The sequence below is a fragment of the Streptomyces sp. 378 genome, from assembly GCF_030124145.1.
GTDB lineage: Bacteria > Actinomycetota > Actinomycetes > Streptomycetales > Streptomycetaceae > Streptomyces.
The window spans coordinates 78,258-97,436 of record NZ_JASKMS010000033.1; the positions used below are offsets into that span (position 1 = coordinate 78,258).

Here is a 19,179-nt window from a genome sequence, read left to right on the forward strand (position 1 = left end):
CCAAGGCAACCCCTCTACTCCGACTCCTCCGTACAAGTTAGACCAGGGGGCTTGACTCTCCAAGCGCGACTCATGCAGTCTCTTGCCGAGGCACTCCTCCAGACAAGGCGGACGGGGTGTCACGTACGGTTCTGCCGTACATGCGTGGTGCCCGGAGGAAAGCCCAGCTCAGGCGGGGTGAGTACGAAGTGAGCCCTCGTGGCTTGACAACTCAACAGCGTGCCGGGGAGGCCGTCCCTCCCCTGCCAGCAAGTGGACGGATGCGTGCGGGTGCACCCCGTACGCGACTGCACGACCAGCCTCCGCAGCGCTTCGCTGCGGCCGGTTGCCTCCGCTGCTCGTCTCGTACGAGCAGCGCTGAGGGGAGCCGGATGTTCCGACTTCAACGGCGCGCGGCCCCGGTGCGGGAACACCGGAGCCGCTGTTCGGGCCGTTCCTGTGTGAGAGGAACCAGACCCAATGGACCACATCGTTACTGTTCAGGACGCTGTTACCGCGTTCGCTCCCTGGATGGAGCCGACGGACGCGGAGCTGGACGCGATCGAGCAGGAGATGCCCGTCATCCTGGCGGACGTCGAGCTGCTGGACGCGCAGATCATCACGATCGACCGCAGCCCGTCCGAGCTGGACGAGCGGCGCATCCGCCGGGCCCGCCGCCGGGCGCTCGCCGCGCGGGTCGCGCTGGTCAACCGCGCGGCCGGTACGAGCCTGCCCGGGGGTGCCGCGTGAGCACCGCGACGGAGAAGAACCTGACCGCCGCGCACACTGAGGTGAAGGCGGAGATCACGCGGACCGACACGAAGACCGGTCTGCTGCTGGCGTTCGTCGGCGCGGTGCTCGCCGGCGCCTGGACGGTCGCTCAAGAGCTTCTCTTGACGCTCCCCGCCTACGTGGCGGGCGGGTTCGGGATGCTGCTGCTGGTCTCGGCGGCCGGTCTGCTGCTGCGCTCGACCCGCCCGAACCTGAGCGGCCGACACGGTTTCCCGCTGTGGGCCACGCTCACCGCCGAGGAGATCACCACCGCCGTAGAGCGGGACCTGGCGGCCGATATCGCCGGGCTGTCCCGACTCGCGGTCGTCAAGTTCACCTGCCTGCGCCGCGCGGTCGACCTCACCTTGTCCGGCGGGGCCCTGCTCATCCTCGCCGGCCTGCTCACGGCGGGCGGTGCCGCATGGGGACGCTGACCGCGCAGATGGCGAGCGACGGCGGGCCGTGGCGCCTGTACGTCGTCCTGTACGGCGAGAGCGAGTGGCCCACAGTCCGGTGGGAGTCCGGCCCGGTGCCCACCGGAGCGCAGCGCCGGGAAGCACTGGCTTCCCTCGGCTACGAGGTCGCACCCGGTGCCGAGTGGTCCTGGGTCGAGGACAGCCAGAAGCCCGACGACGACAGCACGCCGGTCGTCCTCATCGCGGCCGTGGACGTGCGCGAGCAGGAAGGGGCCACCGCATGAGCGCGAAGACTGTTCTGCCGGCCGTCGCGATGACGGCCGTGTCCATGGTGCTGACCCTCGCCGTGGTCGTGATGTGGCTGGGCACAGCCGTACCGTGGTCGGTCGCCCTGGTCGTCGGTCTCGGTATCGACGGCGGATGGCTGGCCACCCTCGCCTACGAACGCCGACTTGCCGCGCAGGGCGACCACAACCGCACGGTGACGGCCGTCGGCTGGTCCTTCGGCATCCTCGCCGCCGGCGTCCTCGTGGCACACGCGCTAACCGCTGAACATTCCGCCGGGGCGTGGCTGGCCGTCGCGTGGCTGCCCATCGCCGCCAAGGCCCTGTGGCTCGTCCACAGCCTGTGGGAGCGCACGGCGCTCACCCCGCTCGCGCTGGACGCAATCCGAGGCATCCAACAGGAAGCGCGCGACGAGGCGGCCGTGGCCCGCGCCCGGCTGCGGGCAGAAGCGGCCACCGAGGAGACGCGACTGACGGCCGTGACGGCCGCCGGGGCACGCGTCGCACGCGTCCAGGCGAAGACCGCGCAGACCCTTGCCGGGGCGTGGTCGACGCTGGAGACGGCACGCAAGGGCGAGGAGACCGGCAGGGCGCTGACCAGCGTGACGACCCCCGTCACGCCCGACGTCACACCCCACTGGGAACTGCCCGTCTGGGGCCCAACGGAGCCGGTCCCGGCGCTGGAGACAGCCGCCCCCGCGCTGTCGGATGAAGCGCTTGACGCGCTGGTCGACGAGATCCGTACCAGTGAGGTTCCGGCCCTGTCGTACCGGGAGATGGCCGCCCGCTTCCGCGCGGCCGGCCACTCCGCATCCGAGGTCCGGTTGCGGGCTGCGTGGAAGCGCGTCGCCTGATGGCCACGCTGCCGGTCTACCGGTGGCACCTCGCACCGGACGGCTACGCCACCCGACGCCAACTCCGCGCCCGTGGACTTCGGCCCGGCGGCCAGGGCGTGGCTGCGCAGCTCGAACGCTCCCGGCGCCGCAAAGGGCCGCTGGTCGCCTACCTCTACCGCGTCGACCTGGCCAAGCCCGTGCGGCCGATGACCCCGGGCCGGTGGGCAGCACTGGCCAAGGCCAACGCCGCCCGCCGCATCTGCCCCGCCTGCCGGACCGATGCGGGCTACGTCATCCCGCCGTCCCTCGGCACCTGCGTGCCCTGCGCCTACCCCGACCCCGCCACCCCTCCGAGGAGTGCCTGACCATGCGTAACGCCGACATCCGCCGTCTGGACCGCGAGATTCAGGCGACGACGAAGAAGCTGGAAGCGGTCCGCCGGGGTGAGTGGTGGCCGCTGAACGGAAGTGAGCGCCGGGCGATGGCCCGTGCCCTGGCCGGGGGCGCCTACAAGGTGGCCCGGGGCCGTAGCGCGGGCCGTGAAGAGCAGCGCATGGACGCCACCGGCAGCTCTGCCGAGATCCGGCTGAACGCGGAACTGAACGCCCTGCACAGCGAGCGGCAGCGGCTCATCACCGAGGCCGCCCGCGACAAAGCCAAGAAGAAGTCTTCCGGCTGGTTCTAACCAGCCATCACACCGGGGTGGCCGCTCTTTCCACGGACCCGGCCACCCCGGCTCTCCCTCACTCCCGCCCCATTGGGGCAGTCAGGAGAACTTCCAGCATGTCTGAGAACGTCGTCCACCTCCACAAGCCCACCGACCCCCCGTCCCCCCACACCGCCCCCACCGTGCTCACGGTCGTGCCCGACACGCCCCCGGCGCGGCCCGTGCCGCTGTGGGTCCGCTCCGGCCGCGCCATCAAGACCGGCGTCACGCACGAGCGCACAAAGTCGACGGTGCAGACGGTGGCCCGGCACAGCCTCTACACCCTCAACGGCGGCCGGATCGTGACCCGTCGTGCATGGGACGGCCGCACCGGGTCCCGGTATGAGCGGATGATCCGGGCGGCGGAAGCCGCGGGGAACCTGGAAGCGGCCGAGGAGTGGGAGGAGCGGTTGCAGCGCTTTCGCGCTGCCCGCCACCACCGCCGTATGGACCTGCTGCACTCCCCGGTGGAGGCCGCAAAGGGCGTGGCCGTCGGCGCAGGCATGAGCATCGGCGTCCTGGTCGCCCTCGGCGTCATCATGGCCATCAGTACCGGCAACGTGGGCGACGTCATCACCCCGCTCACGGCGACCATCGACTTCATCGCCCTGCTCATCCGGATCGTTCAGATCGTCTGGGGCCCGGCCCTCACGATCGGCCCCTTCCTGGCCCTGCTCGCCCTGTGGTCAGTCGGCCGCAAGCAGCAAGCCGCCCCCAACTGGGCACTCCCGGCGAACGTCCGCAACGGCGAGGGAGAGCCGATCACCCCGTCCATCGTGGTCAAGGCTCTGCGCGACCTCGGAGTGCCCGCCCTGGCGCGAGCCATCAAGGAGATGGGCGACGCCGGCGCCTCCATGCTCGGGCCGATCCGGATCGCCGGATGCGGCGTGGAAGTCGACGTGACCTTGCCTTCCGGGGTGGCCACGAACGAGGTGCAGGGCAAGCGCCGCAAGCTCGCCGAGAACCTGACCCGGCACGAACACGAGGTGTTCATCACCATCCCGGAGGCCGCACGGACGGTGCGACTGTGGATCGCCGACTCTGGGGCGCTGGACGAGCCGATCGGCCCCTCTCCACTGGTCACCGACGAGACGCTGACCGCGAACTACAAAACCGGCCGGGCCCCGTGGGGCCAAGACCTGCGCGGCGATGCCGCTGAGCTGAGCGTGTATCAGCGTCACCTGCTGGTCACGGGCCTGTCCAACCAGGGCAAGACCGCCGCCCTGCGCGCCCTGGCACTGTGGCTGGCCCTGGACCGAACGGTGCAGTTCTGGATCGCCGACCTCAAGGGCGTCGGCGACTGGGCACCCTTCGACGGCATCGCCAAAGTCCTGATCGAGGGTCCCTCGGACAGCCACTGCATTCAGGCGACCGAGATGGTCGAGGACGCGGTGGAGGAGATGAACCGGCGGATCGAGGCGGTTCGCAAGGACCCGTCCATCGTGTTCCCGCCGCTGATCGTGCTGGTGGATGAGGCGCAGAAGGCGTTCATGTGCCCGGCCAAGGGCGAGGACGGCCGCCCCTACGGCGGCGCCAAGGCCACCTCCCGGTACTTCATGGCGGTGCGCGAGATCCACAACCAGGGTCGTGCGGTCGACGTGCTGATGTGGCAGGGCACCCAGGACCCGACCGACCAGAACCTTCCCAAGCTGGTCCGCGAGGGCGCCCACACCCGCGCCTCCCTCGTGGTCGGCACCGAATCGCAGGCTGAGATGGCGCTCGGGGCCAAGGCCGTCAACGCTGGCGCCGCCCCGCACCTGCTGCGTCAGGGCCTGGACAAGGGCACCCTCGTGGTCGCCTCCGACGGCATCGCCATCCCCGCCGGCCAGTCCTCCATCACCGTGCGGACCCACTTCATCGACGACGAGCCAGCCGCCGAGATCGCCGCCCGGGCCAAGGCGCTGCGCGATGGCGTAGCCACCCTGCACGCCATCGACCGTGACGAAGAGCGTGACCCGCTCGCCGACGTGGCCGCCGTCATCGGCGACGCGGCCCGCATGCGCACGGATGAGGTGCTGAAGCGGCTGCACGCGCTGGACACGGCCGTCTACCGCGAGTGGAACAACGTCCGCCTGAAGCGGCTGCTGGAGGAGCACGGCGAGGAGCCGAAGAAGTCCCACGGGGTCATGGTCGTGCGCCGCGACGACGTGGCCCGCGCCCTCGCCAACCGCGACGCCGACGGTTCCACTTCCGCCGCCGAGTAGCGGGGAGGAACGAGGGTCCGGCCCGGGGAGGCGGGGAGAACTCCCCAATCCCCTCCCCGGGCCCGCTTCCCCGCGTTGATCAGTACAAACATCGTTTCGGGGAGGCGGGGAGGCGCCCTGCTCGGACCCCTGAAACACCCCTCCACACGGCACCCCGAACGGGGTGCTTCCACCTCCCCGGCCGAGTACCGGAAGGGATTCCGCATGTACCCCGACCACACCCCGCACGTGCCCGCACAGCGGGCCGTGGAAGTCCACCAGCCCACCCCGCTCCCGCCCGCCGTGGCCGTGTCGGCACCGGTCGTGCCAGTGCAGCCCGGCAGTGTTCCAGCGGTGGCGAGCATCGTCCTGCCGGACGGCCGTGTCGTCACCGGCTACGCCATCAACCCCGCCCAGCCCGAACCGGTCACGGCCAAGCCGGCCGTGTCCCGGACGGCCGTGAACGTCGCCCTCGGGGGCGTGGGCTTCCTCGCGGTGTGCGGCGGCCTGCTGCTGCTCACCTCGTTCATCGCCGCACTCACCGCGTTCATCACCCAACTCATCACCCTCGCCGCCGTGATCTTCGGCGGCTGGATCGCCGTGCAGATCTTCAGCGCGAGCGGCCACCAGAGCGGCACCACCGTGAACATCCGCAAGGCCACGTTCAAGCGCAACCACTTCAACGGCTAGCTACGCCAAGGGCGGCCCCCAACCTCACGCCAATGAAACCGGGGCCGCCCTGACCATCCAGCACGCTGACGACGAACTGGAGACATCCAGCATGACCCAACCCACCGACATCAGGCGAGCGCTCGCCTTACTCGCCCCGTCCCGTCCCTTCCGGGTGCTGGACGGCTGTTGCTGCATCGGCGGCGGCAGCGAGGGCTACCGGCGCGCGTTCGGCCCCGACTGCCACATCACCGGCGTCGACATCGAGCCCCAACCGGACTACCGGGGCGACGACTTCCACCAGGGCGACGCGATCGAGTTCATCCGCGCCCACGGCCACGAGTTCGACTTCATCCACGTCTCTCCGCCCTGCCAGGGGGAAGGGGCTCCGACCAAGGGCACCAACAGGGCCCGCAACGCGGCGATCGGCCGCACCTACCCCCGCCTCATCGGCCCCGCCCGCAAAGCGCTGGAGGCCACGGGCCGGCCGTACGTGATCGAGAACGTGGCGGGCTCCGAGGTCCGTAAGGACATCCGCCTGTGTGGGGAACAGTTCGGGCTCGACGTGATCATGCACCGCTACTTCGAACTGGGCGGCTGGACGACCGTGCAGCCGCCCCACCCCCGGCACCGGGGCCGGGTGCGCGGCTACCGGCACGGCCAGTACTTCGACGGCCCCTACGTCGCCGCGTACGGCAAGGGCGGCGGCAAGGCCACCATTGAGGAGATCCGCGCGGCCAAGGGCATCGACTGGTCGACCGATCACCTTCGGCTGCGCGAGGCGCTCCCGCCCGCCTACACCGAGTGGATCGGCCGCGCCTTCCTCACCACCCTCGCACCCGCGCTGGAGGTGGCCGCATGAGCACGCTTCCCGAGCTTCTGCAGACCGCGCTGGAGCTGGCCGCTGCCGGTGTGCCGGTGCTGCCCCTGCGCGCGGGCAAGGCACCGTTCGGCAACTGCACCCAGTGCGCGAACAACGTGTGCGGCGGCCGGCCCAACATGAAGAGCGCAGGCCACTGCCGATGCTCTGGCGTCTGCCACGCGTGGGCCGCCGCCACCACCGACCCAGACGTGCTCACCTCCCCGGCCTGGACGGCCGCATGGCGGCGGGCCGTCTGCGTCGCCTACCACCCGGGCGCCGCCAGGCTGACCGTGGTCGACCTCGACGACACGGCGGCCGTCGGGTGGGCCCGCGAGACGCTGCCCGCCACACGGACCGTGCAGACAACGCGCGGTGAGCACTGGATCTACCGGGGCGCCATGTCGTCGCACAACGCGGTCCGGCCCGGCGTCGACATCAAGTCGACCATGGCATACGCACGATGGCTCGGGCCCGGCGCAGGCACCATGACCGCCCTGCCGGACGCCGTGCGCGCGCTGGCCATGAAAGAGCCGCCCGCTGTCCGGCCGGCGCCCCGTTCCGTCTCGCTGCCCGCACACTCCGGCGGCGGGCAGTGCCCGCACCGCACGCCCGTCTTCCTGGAGCGTGGCATCGCCATGGCCGAGCAGCGCATCACACAGGCCCGCAGCGCGATCCACGCCACCGTGTATCGGACGTTCCTGGCGGTGCTGTCCACGCACGGCCGGTGCGGCTGCCTCACCGACACCCACATCGCCCGGCTCTTCACCGCCGCGCAGTCCAAGGGGGAGTCCCCGCGGCACTGCATGGACGCCTGGAACAACGCCTCCACCACGTTGGGACTGTGACCCGTGTCCGACGACGACAAGAACCCCGCCCGCGAGGTCATCACCGACTACGCGCAATCGCACTTCCGGTACTTCCGCACCGCCGACGGCACCGTGTACGCGCAGCGTAACCGCCACCCCGTGGCCCGCCCGATCCGCTCCCAGGGCACCACGGGCAGCCACCGGCAGGAACTCATGGTCGGACTGTTCAAGGACGGCATCGGCGTGTTCAACGGCACCGCCATGAAAGAGGCGCTCGACCTGATCGAGGCACTCGCGCTGACCGAGAACGTCCAACCCGTACACATCCGCGTCGCCCCCGGATTCGACGGGGCCACCTGGCTCGACCTCGGGCGCAGCGACGGGCAGTCCGTGCGTATCCACCCCACCGGATGGGACATCCGCACCCCGGACCCGCGTGAGGTGTGCTGGCGGCGTACCCAGCTCACCGGAGAACTGCCCCTGCCGGTCAAGGACACCGACGGCAAGGGCATCGATCTGCTGATGCGGCTGTGCAACTTCGCCACCGCGGAGGCCGAGTGCCTGGCCATCGCCTGGCTCATCGGCTGCCTGGGGCCGACGGTCCCCGTCCCGGCCCCGTTCCTCACCGGACCGCAGGGCGCGGGCAAATCCACCGGCGGGCGGATGCTCGTGCGGATCATCGAGGGCATGAGCGGCGACCTGCGCCGGGCACCCAAAGATGAGGAGAACCTGATCACGGCGGTCGCGGCCGGTTGGGTCACCGCCCTGGACAACCTCTCCCACATGACCCCGGAGTTGTCCGATGCGATGTGCTGCATCGTGACCGGGGCGGAGAACGTCAAACGCGCGCTGTTCACAGACGGGGACGTCTTCCGCATCGGCTACCGCCGCCCCCTGCTCCTGACCGGCATCGACGTCGGCGTGATCCGGCCCGACCTCGCCGAACGGCTCCTGCCCCTCCGTCTGGAACGCCCCCGGGTCCGGCGCACTGAGGCGGAACTGTGGTCGGACTTCGCAGAGGTGCTGCCCGTCATCCTCGGCTCGCTGCTGGACCTCACCGTGCAGGTGCGCGCAGCTGAGGCGGACATCCCGACGGACCTGCGCATGGCCGACTTCGCGCACCTGTGCGCGCAGCTCGACGCGGCCACCGGTCTGGGGGCGCTCGCCGCCTACCGGGCCAGCCTGGACGACCTCAACGACGACGTCATCGAGGGCGACCTGCTGGCGCAGACCGTCCTCAAGCACGCCGCCGGCATCGACCCGGGCACCGAGCAGCGGATGACGTCAGCCGAATGGCTGCACTGCCTCACGAGCCTCTACGCGGGCGAGGACTTCCGTCCCCTGCCTAAAGGCTGGCCGACCACCGGCAAGGTGCTCTCAGACCGCCTCAAGCGCCTTCAACCCACCCTCGCTGCCCGGGGCGTCCTCATCGACTGGGGACGCACCAACACGTCCCGCTACATCGAAATCGCGCGGCCGTCCGCTGCATCGCCTCCGCACGAGCAGGCAGCGGCTTTCTGACCGCGCGGTGCCCCGACCGCTCGCACAGCAAGAGGAGCACCCCGGCGGCGCGTGCTCTTCTTGCTGTTCGGCGGCGGCGCCGCCCTGCAATGGTCGCGCCGCGAAGCGGCACGTTCTTCACTCTCTGAGCCGCGCACCACAACAGACACCCCCTCTCTTGTCCGAAGTAGAGAGACCCTGCGTCACCTGCGTCACCCACACCCCGATAACGGCTTGTGACCCGCCGAAAGAGGGGTGACGCAGACGGTCGCTTTCTGCGTCACCCCGCGTCACCCACGTCACCCGATGACGAAGGTCTACGTCACCGGTGACGCACCCTCCGGACCCTGCGTCACCCCGAAACCGCAGGTCAGAGGCGCGAATGACGCAGATGACGCAGGTGACGCAGAAATCTGCACCTCGGACAGGTGCGGACTCTCTCGCCCCGGGAGGTTCGCCCCCCTCACCGCCGAACCCTGAGAAGGAGTCTTTGACTTGGCTGCCCCCAAGATGCTCAAGCTCCCCGAAGTCCTCACCGAGATCGGCATGAGCCGCGCCGCCTTCTACCGCATGCGCGCCCGTGGGCAGGCGCCGCGACTCGTGAAGCTGCCCAACGGTCACCTGCGGGTCCGCCGCAACGATCTGGACGACTGGCTCAGCAATCTGGACTCCCCTGCCTACTGATCGCACCGACTGACCAACCCACCATCGGGGCCCGGCTCATACCGGGCCCCGTTCGCAGGAAGGCCCCCGATGGGGAAGACGTACGACGTTCGAATCTGGTCCGTCCGGCAGCGGAAGGACCGTGGACAGACCTCCGCAGAACTGCGCTGGAAGACGGGTGAGACTCCGCACTCTCAGACATTCCGCACCAAGACGCTGGCCGAGGGCCGTCGAGCTGAGTTGCTGCGGGCAGCACACGCCGGTGAGCCGTTCGACGAGTCCACCGGGGTGCCGCTCTCTGAGCTGCGACAGCGCAACGATGTGAGCTGGTACCAGCACGCCCGCGAGTACATCGAGATGAAGTGGCAGCACTCCCCCGGCTCGACTCGCCGGACGCTCGCGGAAGCCATGGCCACCGTGACGCCGGCTCTCGTCAAGGACACTAAGGGCATGGCCGACGCCACGACGGTTCGGACGGCTCTCTATAGCTGGGCATTCAACGTGAGCCGCCGCGACCAGGACCCGCCCGACGAGGTGGCCGCCGTGCTGGCGTGGTTCGAGCGGAAGTCCCTGCCCACTTCCGCGCTGGCCGACCGCATGCAGGTACGCGCTGCCCTGGACGCCCTGACCAAGAAGCTGGACGGCACCACGGCGGCGGCATCGACCATTCGCCGGAAGCGAGCCATCTTCCACAACGCACTCGGCTATGCCGTCGACGCCGGCCGTCTGACGGACAACCCGCTGCCACTGGTGCAGTGGAAAGCTCCGGAGCAGGTAACGGAGGAACTGGACCCCGCCTCAGTGCCAGACCCCCGGCAGGCCCTCGCGCTGCTCGATGCCGTGCGCACGCAGAGCCCCCGCGGGCGGCGCCTAGTCGCGTTCTTCGGCTGCATGTACTACGCGGCGGCACGGCCAGCGGAAGTCATCGGCCTCCGGCTCCAGGACTGCGACCTGCCTCGCCGAGGGTGGGGCACTCTGCGACTCCGAGAGACCCGCCCGCGTTCTGGGTCGGCCTGGACTGACAGCGGTGAGGCTCACGACCGGCGAGGGCTCAAGCACCGGCCCCGGAAGGCAGTCCGCACCGTGCCGATCCCGCCCGATCTCGTGAGTCTGCTCCGGTGGCACGTCACGGCGTACGGTGTTGCCCCCGACGGGCGGCTGTTCCGGACGCAACGCGGCGGACTCATCCAGGACACCGGATACGGCGAGGTGTGGGCCGAAGCCCGCACGCGTGCGCTCGCGCCCGCTCAGTGCGCGTCGCTGCTAGCGAAGCGCCCATATGATCTTCGCCACGCCGCCGTGTCCACGTGGCTCAGCTCCGGGGTGGAACCACAGGAGGTGGCCGCACGCGCCGGCCACAGTGTGGCCGTGTTGTTCCGGGTGTACGCGAAGTGCCTGGATGGCGGCGCCGCCACAGCCAACGCCCGGATCGAGTGGGCGCTGAAGAACGGCAGCTAGGACGCCGGAAGCTGCCCCACGCCTGCCCCACACGCACTGATCAACGCCCGAATCAGGGTGAGACACACTGGGAAAAAGCACCCATAACGATCAGGTCGGGCTCGTGAACGCCGAAAGGGTCTGCGATCAGCATTGCTGCTGGTCACAGACCCTTTCGGTCTTGTGGCGGCGCCAGGATTCGAACCTGGGAAGGCTGAGCCGGCAGATTTACAGTCTGCTCCCTTTGGCCGCTCGGGCACACCGCCGGGGTAGCTGCCCGTCGAGCCGCTTTTCCGCGGCGCTCCGTGGCAACGACGTAAACAATACCCGATGCGGAGGGGTGCTTCGCCACCCGATTGATCGGCGCTCGGAGGGCCGGGGGTGGCTAGGCTTGTCCGGATGCGGCCCGGGACCCGAACGGGCCCTGCGGCCGCCCGCATACGCCGGTACGCACGATACGCACCCCGATACAAGGAGCCACAGGACATGGCCGACTCCAGTTTCGACATCGTCTCGAAGGTCGAGCGGCAGGAGGTCGACAACGCACTCAACCAGGCCGCCAAGGAGATCTCGCAGCGCTACGACTTCAAGGGCGTGGGCGCCTCGATCTCGTGGTCCGGTGAGCAGATCCTCATGGAGGCGAACTCCGAGGACCGGGTGAAGGCCATCCTCGACGTCTTCCAGTCCAAGCTGATCAAGCGGGGCATCTCGCTGAAGGCTCTGGACGCCGGCGAGCCCCAGCTCTCCGGCAAGGAGTACAAGATCTTCTCGTCGATCAAGGAGGGCATCTCCCAGGAGAACGCCAAGAAGGTGGCGAAGACCATCCGCGACGAGGGCCCCAAGGGCGTGAAGGCGCAGGTCCAGGGCGAGGAGCTGCGGGTCAGCTCCAAGAGCCGTGACGACCTGCAGGCCGTCATCAACCTGCTCAAGGGCAAGGACTTCGACTTCGCGATGCAGTTCGTGAACTACCGCTGACCCAACCGGCCGACCTGCGCTATCTGGAAGTGATCACGGCGGGAGGGCACAACGCGGGCACATCGCCAAGCACGGCCTCCACGGCCGCTCGCGTTGTGTCCTCGTCGTCGGGCCACAGGTGGGTGTAAATGTCGAGCGTGATCGACGGCTTCGAGTGGCCCAGTCGCCGCTGAACCGTCTTCACGCTCTCGCGGTTCTTGATCAGCGCTGAGGCGTAGAAGTGGCGCAGGTCGTGCATGCTGGCCCCGTCCGGCACGCGCACGGGCGCGGGCTCCTGGCCGTCCGGCCGGCCGCGCTGCACCCACGCCGCGTAGGCCTCGCCGTAGGCCTTGCCGAGGGCCTCGTTCGCCCTCTCCTCCATCCGCGCCCAGACGTGCGACCAGCTGGCGCGCTTGATGACGTCGGCGCGCTCCGTCGTGAACAGCAGGCGCGCCTTCCGCCGCTTCGGCTTGCGCGGGTCCGTCCGGTCCTCGATGTCCACCACCGCGGCCGGGTACTGCTGCAGGTGCGCCGCCAGGGCGTCGACCGCCAGGCCGACCAGGGGCACCGTGCGGTAGCTCTCGTGGGTCTTGGGCTCGCCAAGGTACGGCTCGGGTGTCTCGTCCTCGGCGGCATCGGCGTCCTTGTCCGGCACGATGAGCTGCTGGCGCACCGTCACCTCCCGGCGCAGGAAGTCGATGCAGTCGACCTCCAGGCCGAACACCTCCCCCTGCCGCAGCCCGGAGGCCACGGCCAGCAGGATCATCGCGCGGTACCGGGGCGGCGCCGCCTCGATCAGGGCGCGCACCGCGTCCTTGTGCAGGGGCACGATCTCCGGGCGGCGCACCTCGGGCAGTTTGATGCCGGCGCACGGGTTCACCGCGATCGTGCGGTCCCGCACGGCCGTGTGCATCACAGTCACGAGGTAGGCGAACGTGATGCGCAGCGTGGACGGGGCGAGGACCTGCGACCGGTCCTTGACCCAGGCCTGCACCTCCGACGGGCGGATGGACACGATCGGCCGGTCACCGAACGTCGGGTAGATGTGGATCCGCAGGGCCCGCTCCACGCGCGAGGCGGTGCCGCTGCGGTGCACAGCCGTGGTGCGCCAGCGCTCGGCAACGGCCCGGAAGCTCTCCTTGCCGGCCGCCGGGTCGACGTACAGGCCGCGGGCGAGGTCAGCCTCGATGGTGGCCGCGCGGGTGTCGGCCTGGCTGCGCTTGGCGAAGTTCTCCTTCTGCTGTTCGCCAGCTGCGTCACGCCAACGAACCTGCCAGCGCTTCCCCTTGCCGTGGTCCGCGCTGGGCACCGGGACGCGGGTCTTGCTGGAGTGCTCGGCGCAGGGCTCGGCGCCCTTCTTCGGACGGGAGAGGTGCCACCGGTCGTAGACGCTAGCCACGGGGTCCTCCTGCCTCCCCCGTGTCGTTCGCCTCGACCAAGCGGTGAAGGAGGCGTGTGAACTCCTCGCGCGGCACTTCGGACAGGAAGCGCTGCGGGTCCATGCCCGGCAGGGGACGCTCTCCCTTGATGAACGCCTGCCAGACGTGCGTCAGAGCGTTCGCCTCAGCCGCGTCGTCGGGCAGGGGCTGGTCTGGTGAAGGCAGCGGCGGAATCAGCAGGTACACAGGAGCCACCTCGAGGGCACGCGCCAAGCCGATCAGTTCGTCGACAGTCACGTACCGCCGGCGCCTTCCGTCCTTGTCCCGGCGCCCTGACTCGATGTTGGACAGGGCCTGAGTCGTCAGCTCCGGGTATCCGAGGTTCGCGCAGACCTCCGCAAGCTGGGCGGCCGTCATGCCCTGCTTTCTGCGCACTTCCCTGACCCGCTCGGCCACAACGTCACTGAACGTGCGAGCACTCGTCATAGCGACGAGCGTACGACACCACCTTGACGAGTAGCAAGAGGCGGTGTGAAGCTATGCGGCATGCCGAATCGACGAGTTGCTTACAACGAATCGACGAGTCTCGCAGTCGTGGCGACGAGCAAGGGGAGAGGTATGTCTCGCAGCAAGCAGGCCCCCGCCAGCGGTTCCCAGCGTCGGCCACTCGCGACCGCCCAGGAGGTGGCCGAGTACCTCGGGGTCCCGGTCGCCACGGTCTACAACTGGAAGTACCGCGGGGACGGACCGAAGTTCATCAAGGTGGGCCGTCATCTCCGCGCCCGGTGGGAGGACGTTGAGGCCTACCTCGAGCAGCAGACCGGCCGATGAGGGCTCACCCCGTGGCTCAGGTTCTCGAGAGGAGGTGATCACTTCCTATGAAGATCCGCCGGTCGCGCCCTACGAGCGAATTCGTGCAGATCCCCAACCGGACGGTGCGAGACGACAGGCTCAGTTACGCCGCACGTGGCGTACTCGCCGAGCTGCTGAGCCGTCCCGACCCCTGGGAGGCCACGGCCGACGATCTCTGGAGGAAGGCCACCGAGTCGCGCGGCGCGAAGGCCGAAGGACGACGGGTCATGCGGGCCGTCTTCGCCGAACTCAAGGACGCCGGCTACCTCATCACCGAACGCGAGAGCCTCGGCCGCGGACGCTTCGGCACGGTCCTGACGCTGTACGACGTGCCAGTCGGCACCGATGTGCCACCAGCCGGTACATCGGAGCAACCAGCGCATTCCGAAGTTTCCGCAGGTCGCACCGACGTGCCACACGTTGGTACGCCGGATTCACCTACCGGCAACCCACCTACCGACGTACCGCCACGTGGCACCTCGGGCCCACCTGCGACAACGGACGTTTCCGCAGGTCGCACCGACGTACCGCCTACCGACGTGCCACACGGTGGTACGTCAAAAGAGAAAACAATCAAGAACACGAGGAAGACGAACGGGGTTGCTGCAGTACCTCAGCCACAGGACGCGCGCGAGGGCCTCGACGACCAGGACGACGACGCAGTCCCGTACGGCCGCTGTGAGGGCTGCATGCGGGCCTTCCTGCGGTCGCGCCCCGCATGCCCGCACTGCGGGCTCATGAGCCAGACAGGAGCCGTTTCATGATCGATCACACCGCTATCGAGTCGACGCTTCCCACAGAGGTCGACGAGCTCATGGACGAGCTGGGCTACCTCCGGGCGCCCGTGCACATCACCGGCGGGAACCGGCAGCTGCGCGCCGAGCTCGGCGACGTCGACGAGACGGACCTCAGCGCGGCAATCCGCATCCGCAAGGGCGTGCTGTGCGAGGCCTGCAAGACCGGCAGCGGCCGTCACAGCGAGCCGGACAGCGCGAGGGTGCAGGAGTTCACCCCCGGTGTCCGTACGGACCGCTAGCATGGCCATACGCCGCGTTCGAGCCCCGGCGCCCGCTTCCCGAAGGCGGGCCATGCTCCGCGGCGCATACGTACCGCTCCCCGTGGGCGGCAGCAAACCACACCACCCCTTGGTGCGCGCTGCTGCGCGCACCCGCACCCCACGGGAGCCACGATGGCCAGGAGAACCCTGCCCGGCAGTTTCGAAAGCATGTGCGAGCGCTTCGGCGTACGCGCGAACGGTCCGCTGCTGATCCGGGAACTCAAGAGCAAGCGCACCGAGCGCGAGGACCAGGCCCGCCAGGTCATGACCCGCGCCGGCGACAGGCCGAACAGCGCCGAACAGCGCGAGTTCGACCGGCTGATGGACGAGCGCGACGACCTCGACGAGATGGTCACGCAGGCCGAGGAACGCCTCGAGACCGACCGCGGCCGCGGTGATGACCGGCCCACGGGCCGCCGCGACACCCCGGACCTGTACTTCCACACCGCGGACGGCCGCAAGGTCCGCGGCGTACGGAACGGCGAGTCGTTCGCCCAGGCCGCGGGCGCCCCGCGCCCGGTCGGCGTCGACGGCGAGGACCTCTCGCTCGGCCGCGCCCTGGTCGGCATCCTCCGAGGCGACCACGCGATGATGGAACGCGAGCTGCGCGCTCAGGTCGTCGCCCAGGACCCCGCCGGCGGATTCTTCGTGACCCCGACCCTGGGCAACCTGTTCATCGACCTGGCCCGCTCGCAGTCCGTCATCTCGCAGGCCGGCGCAATGACGATCCCGCTCGGCTCCGGCGAAACCAGAATCCTGCGCACCGCCACCGACCCCACCGCAGAGTGGAAGCCGGAGCTCGGCCCGCTCAACAACACCGACGTCCGGTTCGACGCGGTGACCCTCATGCCCAAGGTCCTCGGCTGCGTCGCCGACATCAGCGAGGAGCTCATCCAGGACGGCGCGAACGCCGCGGCGCAGATCGAGGCCGTACTGTCCGCGGCCGTCGCCAACAGCCTCGACCGCTCGTTCTGGCGCGGCCTGACGGGCGGCACCGGTGGCAACGACGTCGCAGGCCGCTACTTCACCGGCATCCTCGACGACCCCGACGTCGGAACCGTCGACCTGGCCGGCGCCGCGCCCACCGACTACGACGAGTGGATCGACGCCATCCAGCTCGTCGAGGACGCCAACGGCACGGCCGACGTCCGCATCGACTCCCCGCGCACCGCCGCGCAGCTGAGCAAGTTGAAGTCCGCCACCGAAGGGCTGTACATCAGCCCGCCGCCCTCGGTCGCCGCGCTGCGCCACTTCAGGACCACGCAGACACCCGTGACCCTGGGTGCCGGAGGCGACGAGTCGGTGAGCGTCGTGGGCAACTTCGCCACCGGATTCGTGATCATCGGCATCCAGTCGGCGTTCAAAGTCGAGGTGTCCAACCAGGCCGGGAACGCCTTCGAGAACCTCGGTCGCAAGGTCCGCGTGTGGGGCCGCGCCGACATGGCCATCGGCCGCCCCGCGCACCTGGCCCTCATCCAGGCGATCGGGCCCACCCCGTGACCCGAGTCAGGCTGCGCGTGCCGTACCTCAGCCGTGCAGCCCGCGGCGTACCCGGCCAGGTCCTCGAGCTCGAGGACGCTGCCGCCCGGCGCCTGGTCAGTGCCGGCCGCGCCACACTGGCCGACGCCCCGCCCGCCACCGACGTCGACGGCCAGGCCGACGGCCAGGAGGACAGCGAGCCCAAGCGCACCAAGCGCGCGGGCGGGGCAACGCCCGTCAGGTCAGGGCGAGGCAGGCGTGCCAAGCCACCGGCCGAAGACCCGTTCTACAACCCCGACGTACAGCCCGCCGTGTTCGACCCGCTGGGCGGACGCAGCATCCGGCACGACTGACTCCCGCGCGGGTGTCCGGGCGCGCGGCACCTCCGTCCGCTGTGCGCCCGCGGTGCAGCACCCGCGCGGGCACCGGCGGGCCGGCCACGACGTGGGTGTGCGTCGCGGCCGGCCCGCCAACCACCGACCGCCACGACGACCACGCAGCGTGACACCAGGGCTATGAGGATTTCTGGGTCTGGGAGGGGTCGGAACGCGGGGGGGAGCCCCCTCCTGCCTCCACGGGTTTCCGAAATCAACCCCGGAGATCGTTTACAGCGACTCTGTGTAGCTACCGGAGGTGTTCCATGGGCAAGCGCGGACCCGCGCCGAAGCCGACTGCGCTCAAGCTGTTGCACGGCGACGACAAGAAGAACCCGCAGCGGATCAACCGGGGCGAGCCCGTCCCCGCCGTCGGCGACGTCCAGTGCCCCGAGTGGCTGCCCGAGCGAGCAGCCGACGTCTGGGACCGCCTCGCCCCCGACCTCATCGACAAGCACGTCCTCACCCCCTGGGATGTCGATGCTTTCGCCGCCCTCTGCTCGGCGGTTGTCATCAACCAGGACGCCGCCGCCGACATCGACACCAACGGCACGACGTGCACCACGGTGGTCCGCGAGCTGGCGGACGGCACGCTCGTCTACGACCTCAGACGCAACCCGGCGGTACAGGTCTTCCGCGAGTCCAGCACGATCATCGCCAGCCTCGGCGGACGCTTCGGACTGACACCGAGTGACCGCGCCCAACTCAAGATCAGCCCACCCAACATGGGAGCAGGAGCAGAAAGGCTACTGACATGACCGAACAGCCCCTCAGCTTCAGCGAGGACCTCGCCCGCTACAGCGCCAGCGCCCTGCGCCAGGCCCTCGAGAACGGCACCTTGAGCGCCGACGACGTCGAGAACGCGAAGGACGCGATGCGCGCCGGTGCCGTGCTCGCTCACCGCCGTCAGGACGGCACGTTCACGATCCGGATCGGCAGCGTGGTCGACATCGACGGCCACATCTTCGACCTGCCGTCCCTCGCGGCCGATTGGGCAGCCACGGCAACCTGATCACTCAGGAGGGCGGTTGTACGCGTCGAGCGTCGCCTTGCTCGTCGACGAGTCCATGAGCCGCAGTTCCCACGGCCCGGTGTTCACGTCGAACTCCTTGCCGAACCCGACCCACTTACCGGCCATGCGGCGGCCGGTGGGCTCCACGAGCAGCTGCAGCGCGCCGAAGTACCGCGCCCCGCGGTAGTAGCCGTCGCTCGCGGTCTGCTCGGTCCATGTGCCGGTGACGGTGTTGCCGTCCAGCTGGAGATCGAGCGTCAGCGGGCTGTCAGGGTTGAGGGAGGCGTTCTGCAGGCTCCGGGCGGTGAGCCGGTTGCCGTGCTGCAGGAGCACGACGTAGTGCTTGCCGGTGAAGGTGTCGCTGCGGCCGGACGAGAAGTACTCGTAGGTGCTCAGCCACACGCCCGAGTAGTTCCCGCGGGCCGGGGCGGGCTGCGCGGCCGGGGCGCCGGCCGACGTCGGGATGCCGACGGGCAAGTCCTCGAGGTCGTGGCCGCCGTGTCCGTCGTCGGAGACTCGCGCGAGCACGGAGGGCAGGGTGAAGCCGAGGGCCTCAATGGGCATGCCGGTGACCGTCTCGAGGGCCCGGGCGTACACCGGACGGGGTGCAGCCGTCTCGCCGCTCTCCCAGCGCTGCACGAGCCGCTTGGAGGCGTCGTTCTGGTGGCCTGCCCGCTGGCCCGCTTCCCGGATCTCGCGGGCGAACTCGTCCTGGGACATGCGCAGCCCCATACGGACTGCCCGGAGGGTGCTGTTCGGTGTCGTCATGTGATCAACCGTAGACCCGTAGCGGCGTCAATGACACCGGAATGTCACCCCGTATGCCGCCGATATGACGCCTCTACCGTCGTCGCGCAACCGGTCATGGTCCCGCCACGGTGGGTGATCACAGAAAGACCCCGGCGAGGTGGAGGCCTCCCGGGGCGTGGCCACAGCTGCAAAGGAGCTGCGACATCATGA

24 protein-coding genes and 1 tRNA gene are annotated in these 19,179 nt (G+C 69.7%); 21 read left to right on the top strand and 4 right to left on the bottom strand.

Features of this window, described 5'->3' with window-relative positions; genetic code table 11:
• Positions 1–459: 459 nt before the first annotated feature.
• The 13 genes from QNO09_RS32885 (at position 460) to QNO09_RS32945 (ending at position 11,133) form a co-directional block, all read left to right on the top strand.
• A complete protein-coding gene (locus QNO09_RS32885; RefSeq protein WP_283973883.1) occupies positions 460–729 on the top strand; it encodes a DUF6284 family protein in 270 nt (89 codons plus the stop codon).
• On the top strand, positions 726–1,184 hold the full coding sequence (locus QNO09_RS32890) for a Pycsar system effector family protein (protein WP_283973884.1): 459 nt from the start codon (positions 726–728) through the stop codon (positions 1,182–1,184). The genes QNO09_RS32885 and QNO09_RS32890 overlap by 4 nt, the downstream gene beginning before the upstream one ends.
• Positions 1,172–1,450 carry a DUF6303 family protein gene (locus QNO09_RS32895; RefSeq protein WP_283973885.1) on the top strand — a complete coding sequence of 93 codons (279 nt, stop codon included), beginning with the start codon at positions 1,172–1,174 and terminating at the stop codon, positions 1,448–1,450. The genes QNO09_RS32890 and QNO09_RS32895 overlap by 13 nt, the downstream gene beginning before the upstream one ends.
• The gene (locus QNO09_RS32900) at positions 1,447–2,304 is read left to right on the top strand and encodes a protein spdB (RefSeq protein ID WP_283973886.1); all 858 of its coding nucleotides are present in this window, start codon (positions 1,447–1,449) and stop codon (positions 2,302–2,304) included. Before QNO09_RS32895 ends, QNO09_RS32900 begins: the two co-directional genes overlap by 4 nt.
• The gene (locus tag QNO09_RS32905) at positions 2,304–2,651 is read left to right on the top strand and encodes an RRQRL motif-containing zinc-binding protein (protein ID WP_283973887.1); all 348 of its coding nucleotides are present in this window, start codon (positions 2,304–2,306) and stop codon (positions 2,649–2,651) included. Before QNO09_RS32900 ends, QNO09_RS32905 begins: the two co-directional genes overlap by 1 nt.
• Before the next feature lie 2 nt (positions 2,652–2,653).
• Positions 2,654–2,971, top strand: a complete 318-nt coding sequence (locus QNO09_RS32910) for a hypothetical protein (protein WP_283973888.1) — start codon at positions 2,654–2,656, stop codon at positions 2,969–2,971.
• Between the two features lie 98 nt (positions 2,972–3,069).
• Positions 3,070–5,196, top strand: a complete 2,127-nt coding sequence (locus QNO09_RS32915) for an FtsK/SpoIIIE domain-containing protein (RefSeq protein WP_283973889.1) — start codon at positions 3,070–3,072, stop codon at positions 5,194–5,196.
• Between the two features lie 204 nt (positions 5,197–5,400).
• Positions 5,401–5,865, top strand: coding sequence for a hypothetical protein (locus QNO09_RS32920; protein ID WP_283973890.1), 465 nt, complete (start codon positions 5,401–5,403; stop codon positions 5,863–5,865).
• A gap of 91 nt (positions 5,866–5,956) precedes the next feature.
• Entirely contained in the window at positions 5,957–6,706 is a 750-nt protein-coding gene (locus QNO09_RS32925) for a class I SAM-dependent methyltransferase (protein WP_283973891.1), read from the top strand.
• Positions 6,703–7,551, top strand: coding sequence for a bifunctional DNA primase/polymerase (locus QNO09_RS32930; RefSeq protein ID WP_283973892.1), 849 nt, complete (start codon positions 6,703–6,705; stop codon positions 7,549–7,551). The genes QNO09_RS32925 and QNO09_RS32930 overlap by 4 nt, the downstream gene beginning before the upstream one ends.
• A gap of 3 nt (positions 7,552–7,554) precedes the next feature.
• Complete coding sequence (locus QNO09_RS32935; protein ID WP_283973893.1) at positions 7,555–9,033, top strand: AICE element replication initiation protein; 1,479 nt, start codon at positions 7,555–7,557, stop codon at positions 9,031–9,033.
• A gap of 474 nt (positions 9,034–9,507) precedes the next feature.
• A complete protein-coding gene (locus tag QNO09_RS32940) occupies positions 9,508–9,696 on the top strand; it encodes a helix-turn-helix transcriptional regulator (RefSeq protein WP_283973894.1) in 189 nt (62 codons plus the stop codon).
• A 69-nt stretch (positions 9,697–9,765) separates the two neighbouring features.
• Positions 9,766–11,133: a tyrosine-type recombinase/integrase gene (locus tag QNO09_RS32945; protein WP_283973895.1), complete on the top strand. Its 1,368-nt coding sequence runs from the start codon at positions 9,766–9,768 to the stop codon at positions 11,131–11,133.
• A 163-nt stretch (positions 11,134–11,296) separates the two neighbouring features.
• Here QNO09_RS32945 and QNO09_RS32950 read toward each other — a convergent pair.
• Positions 11,297–11,378 (bottom strand) — tRNA-Tyr (locus QNO09_RS32950).
• 220 nt (positions 11,379–11,598) lie between these two features.
• On the opposite strand from QNO09_RS32950, the gene QNO09_RS32955 reads away from it, so the two are divergent.
• Positions 11,599–12,087, top strand: a complete 489-nt coding sequence (locus QNO09_RS32955; RefSeq protein WP_283973896.1) for a YajQ family cyclic di-GMP-binding protein — start codon at positions 11,599–11,601, stop codon at positions 12,085–12,087.
• Between the two features lie 19 nt (positions 12,088–12,106).
• Here the strand turns inward: QNO09_RS32955 and QNO09_RS32960 are convergent, their stop codons facing one another.
• Both QNO09_RS32960 and QNO09_RS32965 read right to left on the bottom strand, forming a co-directional pair.
• Positions 12,107–13,465, bottom strand: coding sequence for a tyrosine-type recombinase/integrase (locus tag QNO09_RS32960; RefSeq protein ID WP_283973897.1), 1,359 nt, complete (start codon positions 13,463–13,465; stop codon positions 12,107–12,109).
• The gene (locus QNO09_RS32965) at positions 13,458–13,901 is read right to left on the bottom strand and encodes a helix-turn-helix domain-containing protein (protein ID WP_283973898.1); all 444 of its coding nucleotides are present in this window, start codon (positions 13,899–13,901) and stop codon (positions 13,458–13,460) included. The genes QNO09_RS32960 and QNO09_RS32965 overlap by 8 nt, the downstream gene beginning before the upstream one ends.
• A 162-nt stretch (positions 13,902–14,063) precedes the next feature.
• Between QNO09_RS32965 and QNO09_RS32970 the strand changes: the two genes are divergently transcribed.
• From QNO09_RS32970 to QNO09_RS33000, 7 genes are all read left to right on the top strand, one after another.
• A complete protein-coding gene (locus tag QNO09_RS32970) occupies positions 14,064–14,276 on the top strand; it encodes a helix-turn-helix transcriptional regulator (RefSeq protein WP_283973899.1) in 213 nt (70 codons plus the stop codon).
• Between the two features lie 47 nt (positions 14,277–14,323).
• Positions 14,324–15,061, top strand: coding sequence for a hypothetical protein (locus QNO09_RS32975; protein WP_283973900.1), 738 nt, complete (start codon positions 14,324–14,326; stop codon positions 15,059–15,061).
• A complete protein-coding gene (locus QNO09_RS32980) occupies positions 15,058–15,333 on the top strand; it encodes a hypothetical protein (protein ID WP_283973901.1) in 276 nt (91 codons plus the stop codon). Before QNO09_RS32975 ends, QNO09_RS32980 begins: the two co-directional genes overlap by 4 nt.
• Before the next feature lie 153 nt (positions 15,334–15,486).
• On the top strand, positions 15,487–16,854 hold the full coding sequence (locus QNO09_RS32985) for a phage major capsid protein (RefSeq protein ID WP_283973902.1): 1,368 nt from the start codon (positions 15,487–15,489) through the stop codon (positions 16,852–16,854).
• Positions 16,851–17,186: a hypothetical protein gene (locus tag QNO09_RS32990; protein ID WP_283973903.1), complete on the top strand. Its 336-nt coding sequence runs from the start codon at positions 16,851–16,853 to the stop codon at positions 17,184–17,186. Before QNO09_RS32985 ends, QNO09_RS32990 begins: the two co-directional genes overlap by 4 nt.
• 287 nt (positions 17,187–17,473) lie before the next feature.
• Positions 17,474–17,965, top strand: a complete 492-nt coding sequence (locus tag QNO09_RS32995) for a phage terminase small subunit P27 family (protein WP_283973904.1) — start codon at positions 17,474–17,476, stop codon at positions 17,963–17,965.
• Positions 17,962–18,219 carry a hypothetical protein gene (locus QNO09_RS33000; RefSeq protein ID WP_283973905.1) on the top strand — a complete coding sequence of 86 codons (258 nt, stop codon included), beginning with the start codon at positions 17,962–17,964 and terminating at the stop codon, positions 18,217–18,219. The genes QNO09_RS32995 and QNO09_RS33000 overlap by 4 nt, the downstream gene beginning before the upstream one ends.
• Here the strand turns inward: QNO09_RS33000 and QNO09_RS33005 are convergent, their stop codons facing one another.
• Entirely contained in the window at positions 18,220–18,987 is a 768-nt protein-coding gene (locus tag QNO09_RS33005; RefSeq protein ID WP_283973906.1) for a helix-turn-helix domain-containing protein, read from the bottom strand.
• Positions 18,988–19,179: the final 192 nt, after the last annotated feature.

Bases quoted from the DNA above. Each gene is read 5' to 3' on its own strand.
- QNO09_RS32885 (WP_283973883.1), top strand. From the start codon at position 460: ATGGACCACATCGTTACTGTTCAGGACGCTGTTACCGCGTTCGCTCCC.
- QNO09_RS32895 (WP_283973885.1), top strand. From the start codon at position 1,172: ATGGGGACGCTGACCGCGCAGATGGCGAGCGACGGCGGGCCGTGGCGC.
- QNO09_RS32900 (WP_283973886.1), top strand. From the start codon at position 1,447: ATGAGCGCGAAGACTGTTCTGCCGGCCGTCGCGATGACGGCCGTGTCC.
- QNO09_RS32905 (WP_283973887.1), top strand. From the start codon at position 2,304: ATGGCCACGCTGCCGGTCTACCGGTGGCACCTCGCACCGGACGGCTAC.
- QNO09_RS32910 (WP_283973888.1), top strand. From the start codon at position 2,654: ATGCGTAACGCCGACATCCGCCGTCTGGACCGCGAGATTCAGGCGACG.
- QNO09_RS32915 (WP_283973889.1), top strand. From the start codon at position 3,070: ATGTCTGAGAACGTCGTCCACCTCCACAAGCCCACCGACCCCCCGTCC.
- QNO09_RS32920 (WP_283973890.1), top strand. From the start codon at position 5,401: ATGTACCCCGACCACACCCCGCACGTGCCCGCACAGCGGGCCGTGGAA.
- QNO09_RS32925 (WP_283973891.1), top strand. From the start codon at position 5,957: ATGACCCAACCCACCGACATCAGGCGAGCGCTCGCCTTACTCGCCCCG.
- QNO09_RS32930 (WP_283973892.1), top strand. From the start codon at position 6,703: ATGAGCACGCTTCCCGAGCTTCTGCAGACCGCGCTGGAGCTGGCCGCT.
- QNO09_RS32945 (WP_283973895.1), top strand. From the start codon at position 9,766: ATGGGGAAGACGTACGACGTTCGAATCTGGTCCGTCCGGCAGCGGAAG.
- QNO09_RS32955 (WP_283973896.1), top strand. From the start codon at position 11,599: ATGGCCGACTCCAGTTTCGACATCGTCTCGAAGGTCGAGCGGCAGGAG.
- QNO09_RS32970 (WP_283973899.1), top strand. From the start codon at position 14,064: ATGTCTCGCAGCAAGCAGGCCCCCGCCAGCGGTTCCCAGCGTCGGCCA.
- QNO09_RS32975 (WP_283973900.1), top strand. From the start codon at position 14,324: ATGAAGATCCGCCGGTCGCGCCCTACGAGCGAATTCGTGCAGATCCCC.
- QNO09_RS32980 (WP_283973901.1), top strand. From the start codon at position 15,058: ATGATCGATCACACCGCTATCGAGTCGACGCTTCCCACAGAGGTCGAC.
- QNO09_RS32985 (WP_283973902.1), top strand. From the start codon at position 15,487: ATGGCCAGGAGAACCCTGCCCGGCAGTTTCGAAAGCATGTGCGAGCGC.
- QNO09_RS32995 (WP_283973904.1), top strand. From the start codon at position 17,474: ATGGGCAAGCGCGGACCCGCGCCGAAGCCGACTGCGCTCAAGCTGTTG.
- QNO09_RS33000 (WP_283973905.1), top strand. From the start codon at position 17,962: ATGACCGAACAGCCCCTCAGCTTCAGCGAGGACCTCGCCCGCTACAGC.
- QNO09_RS33005 (WP_283973906.1), bottom strand. From the start codon at position 18,987: ATGACGACACCGAACAGCACCCTCCGGGCAGTCCGTATGGGGCTGCGC.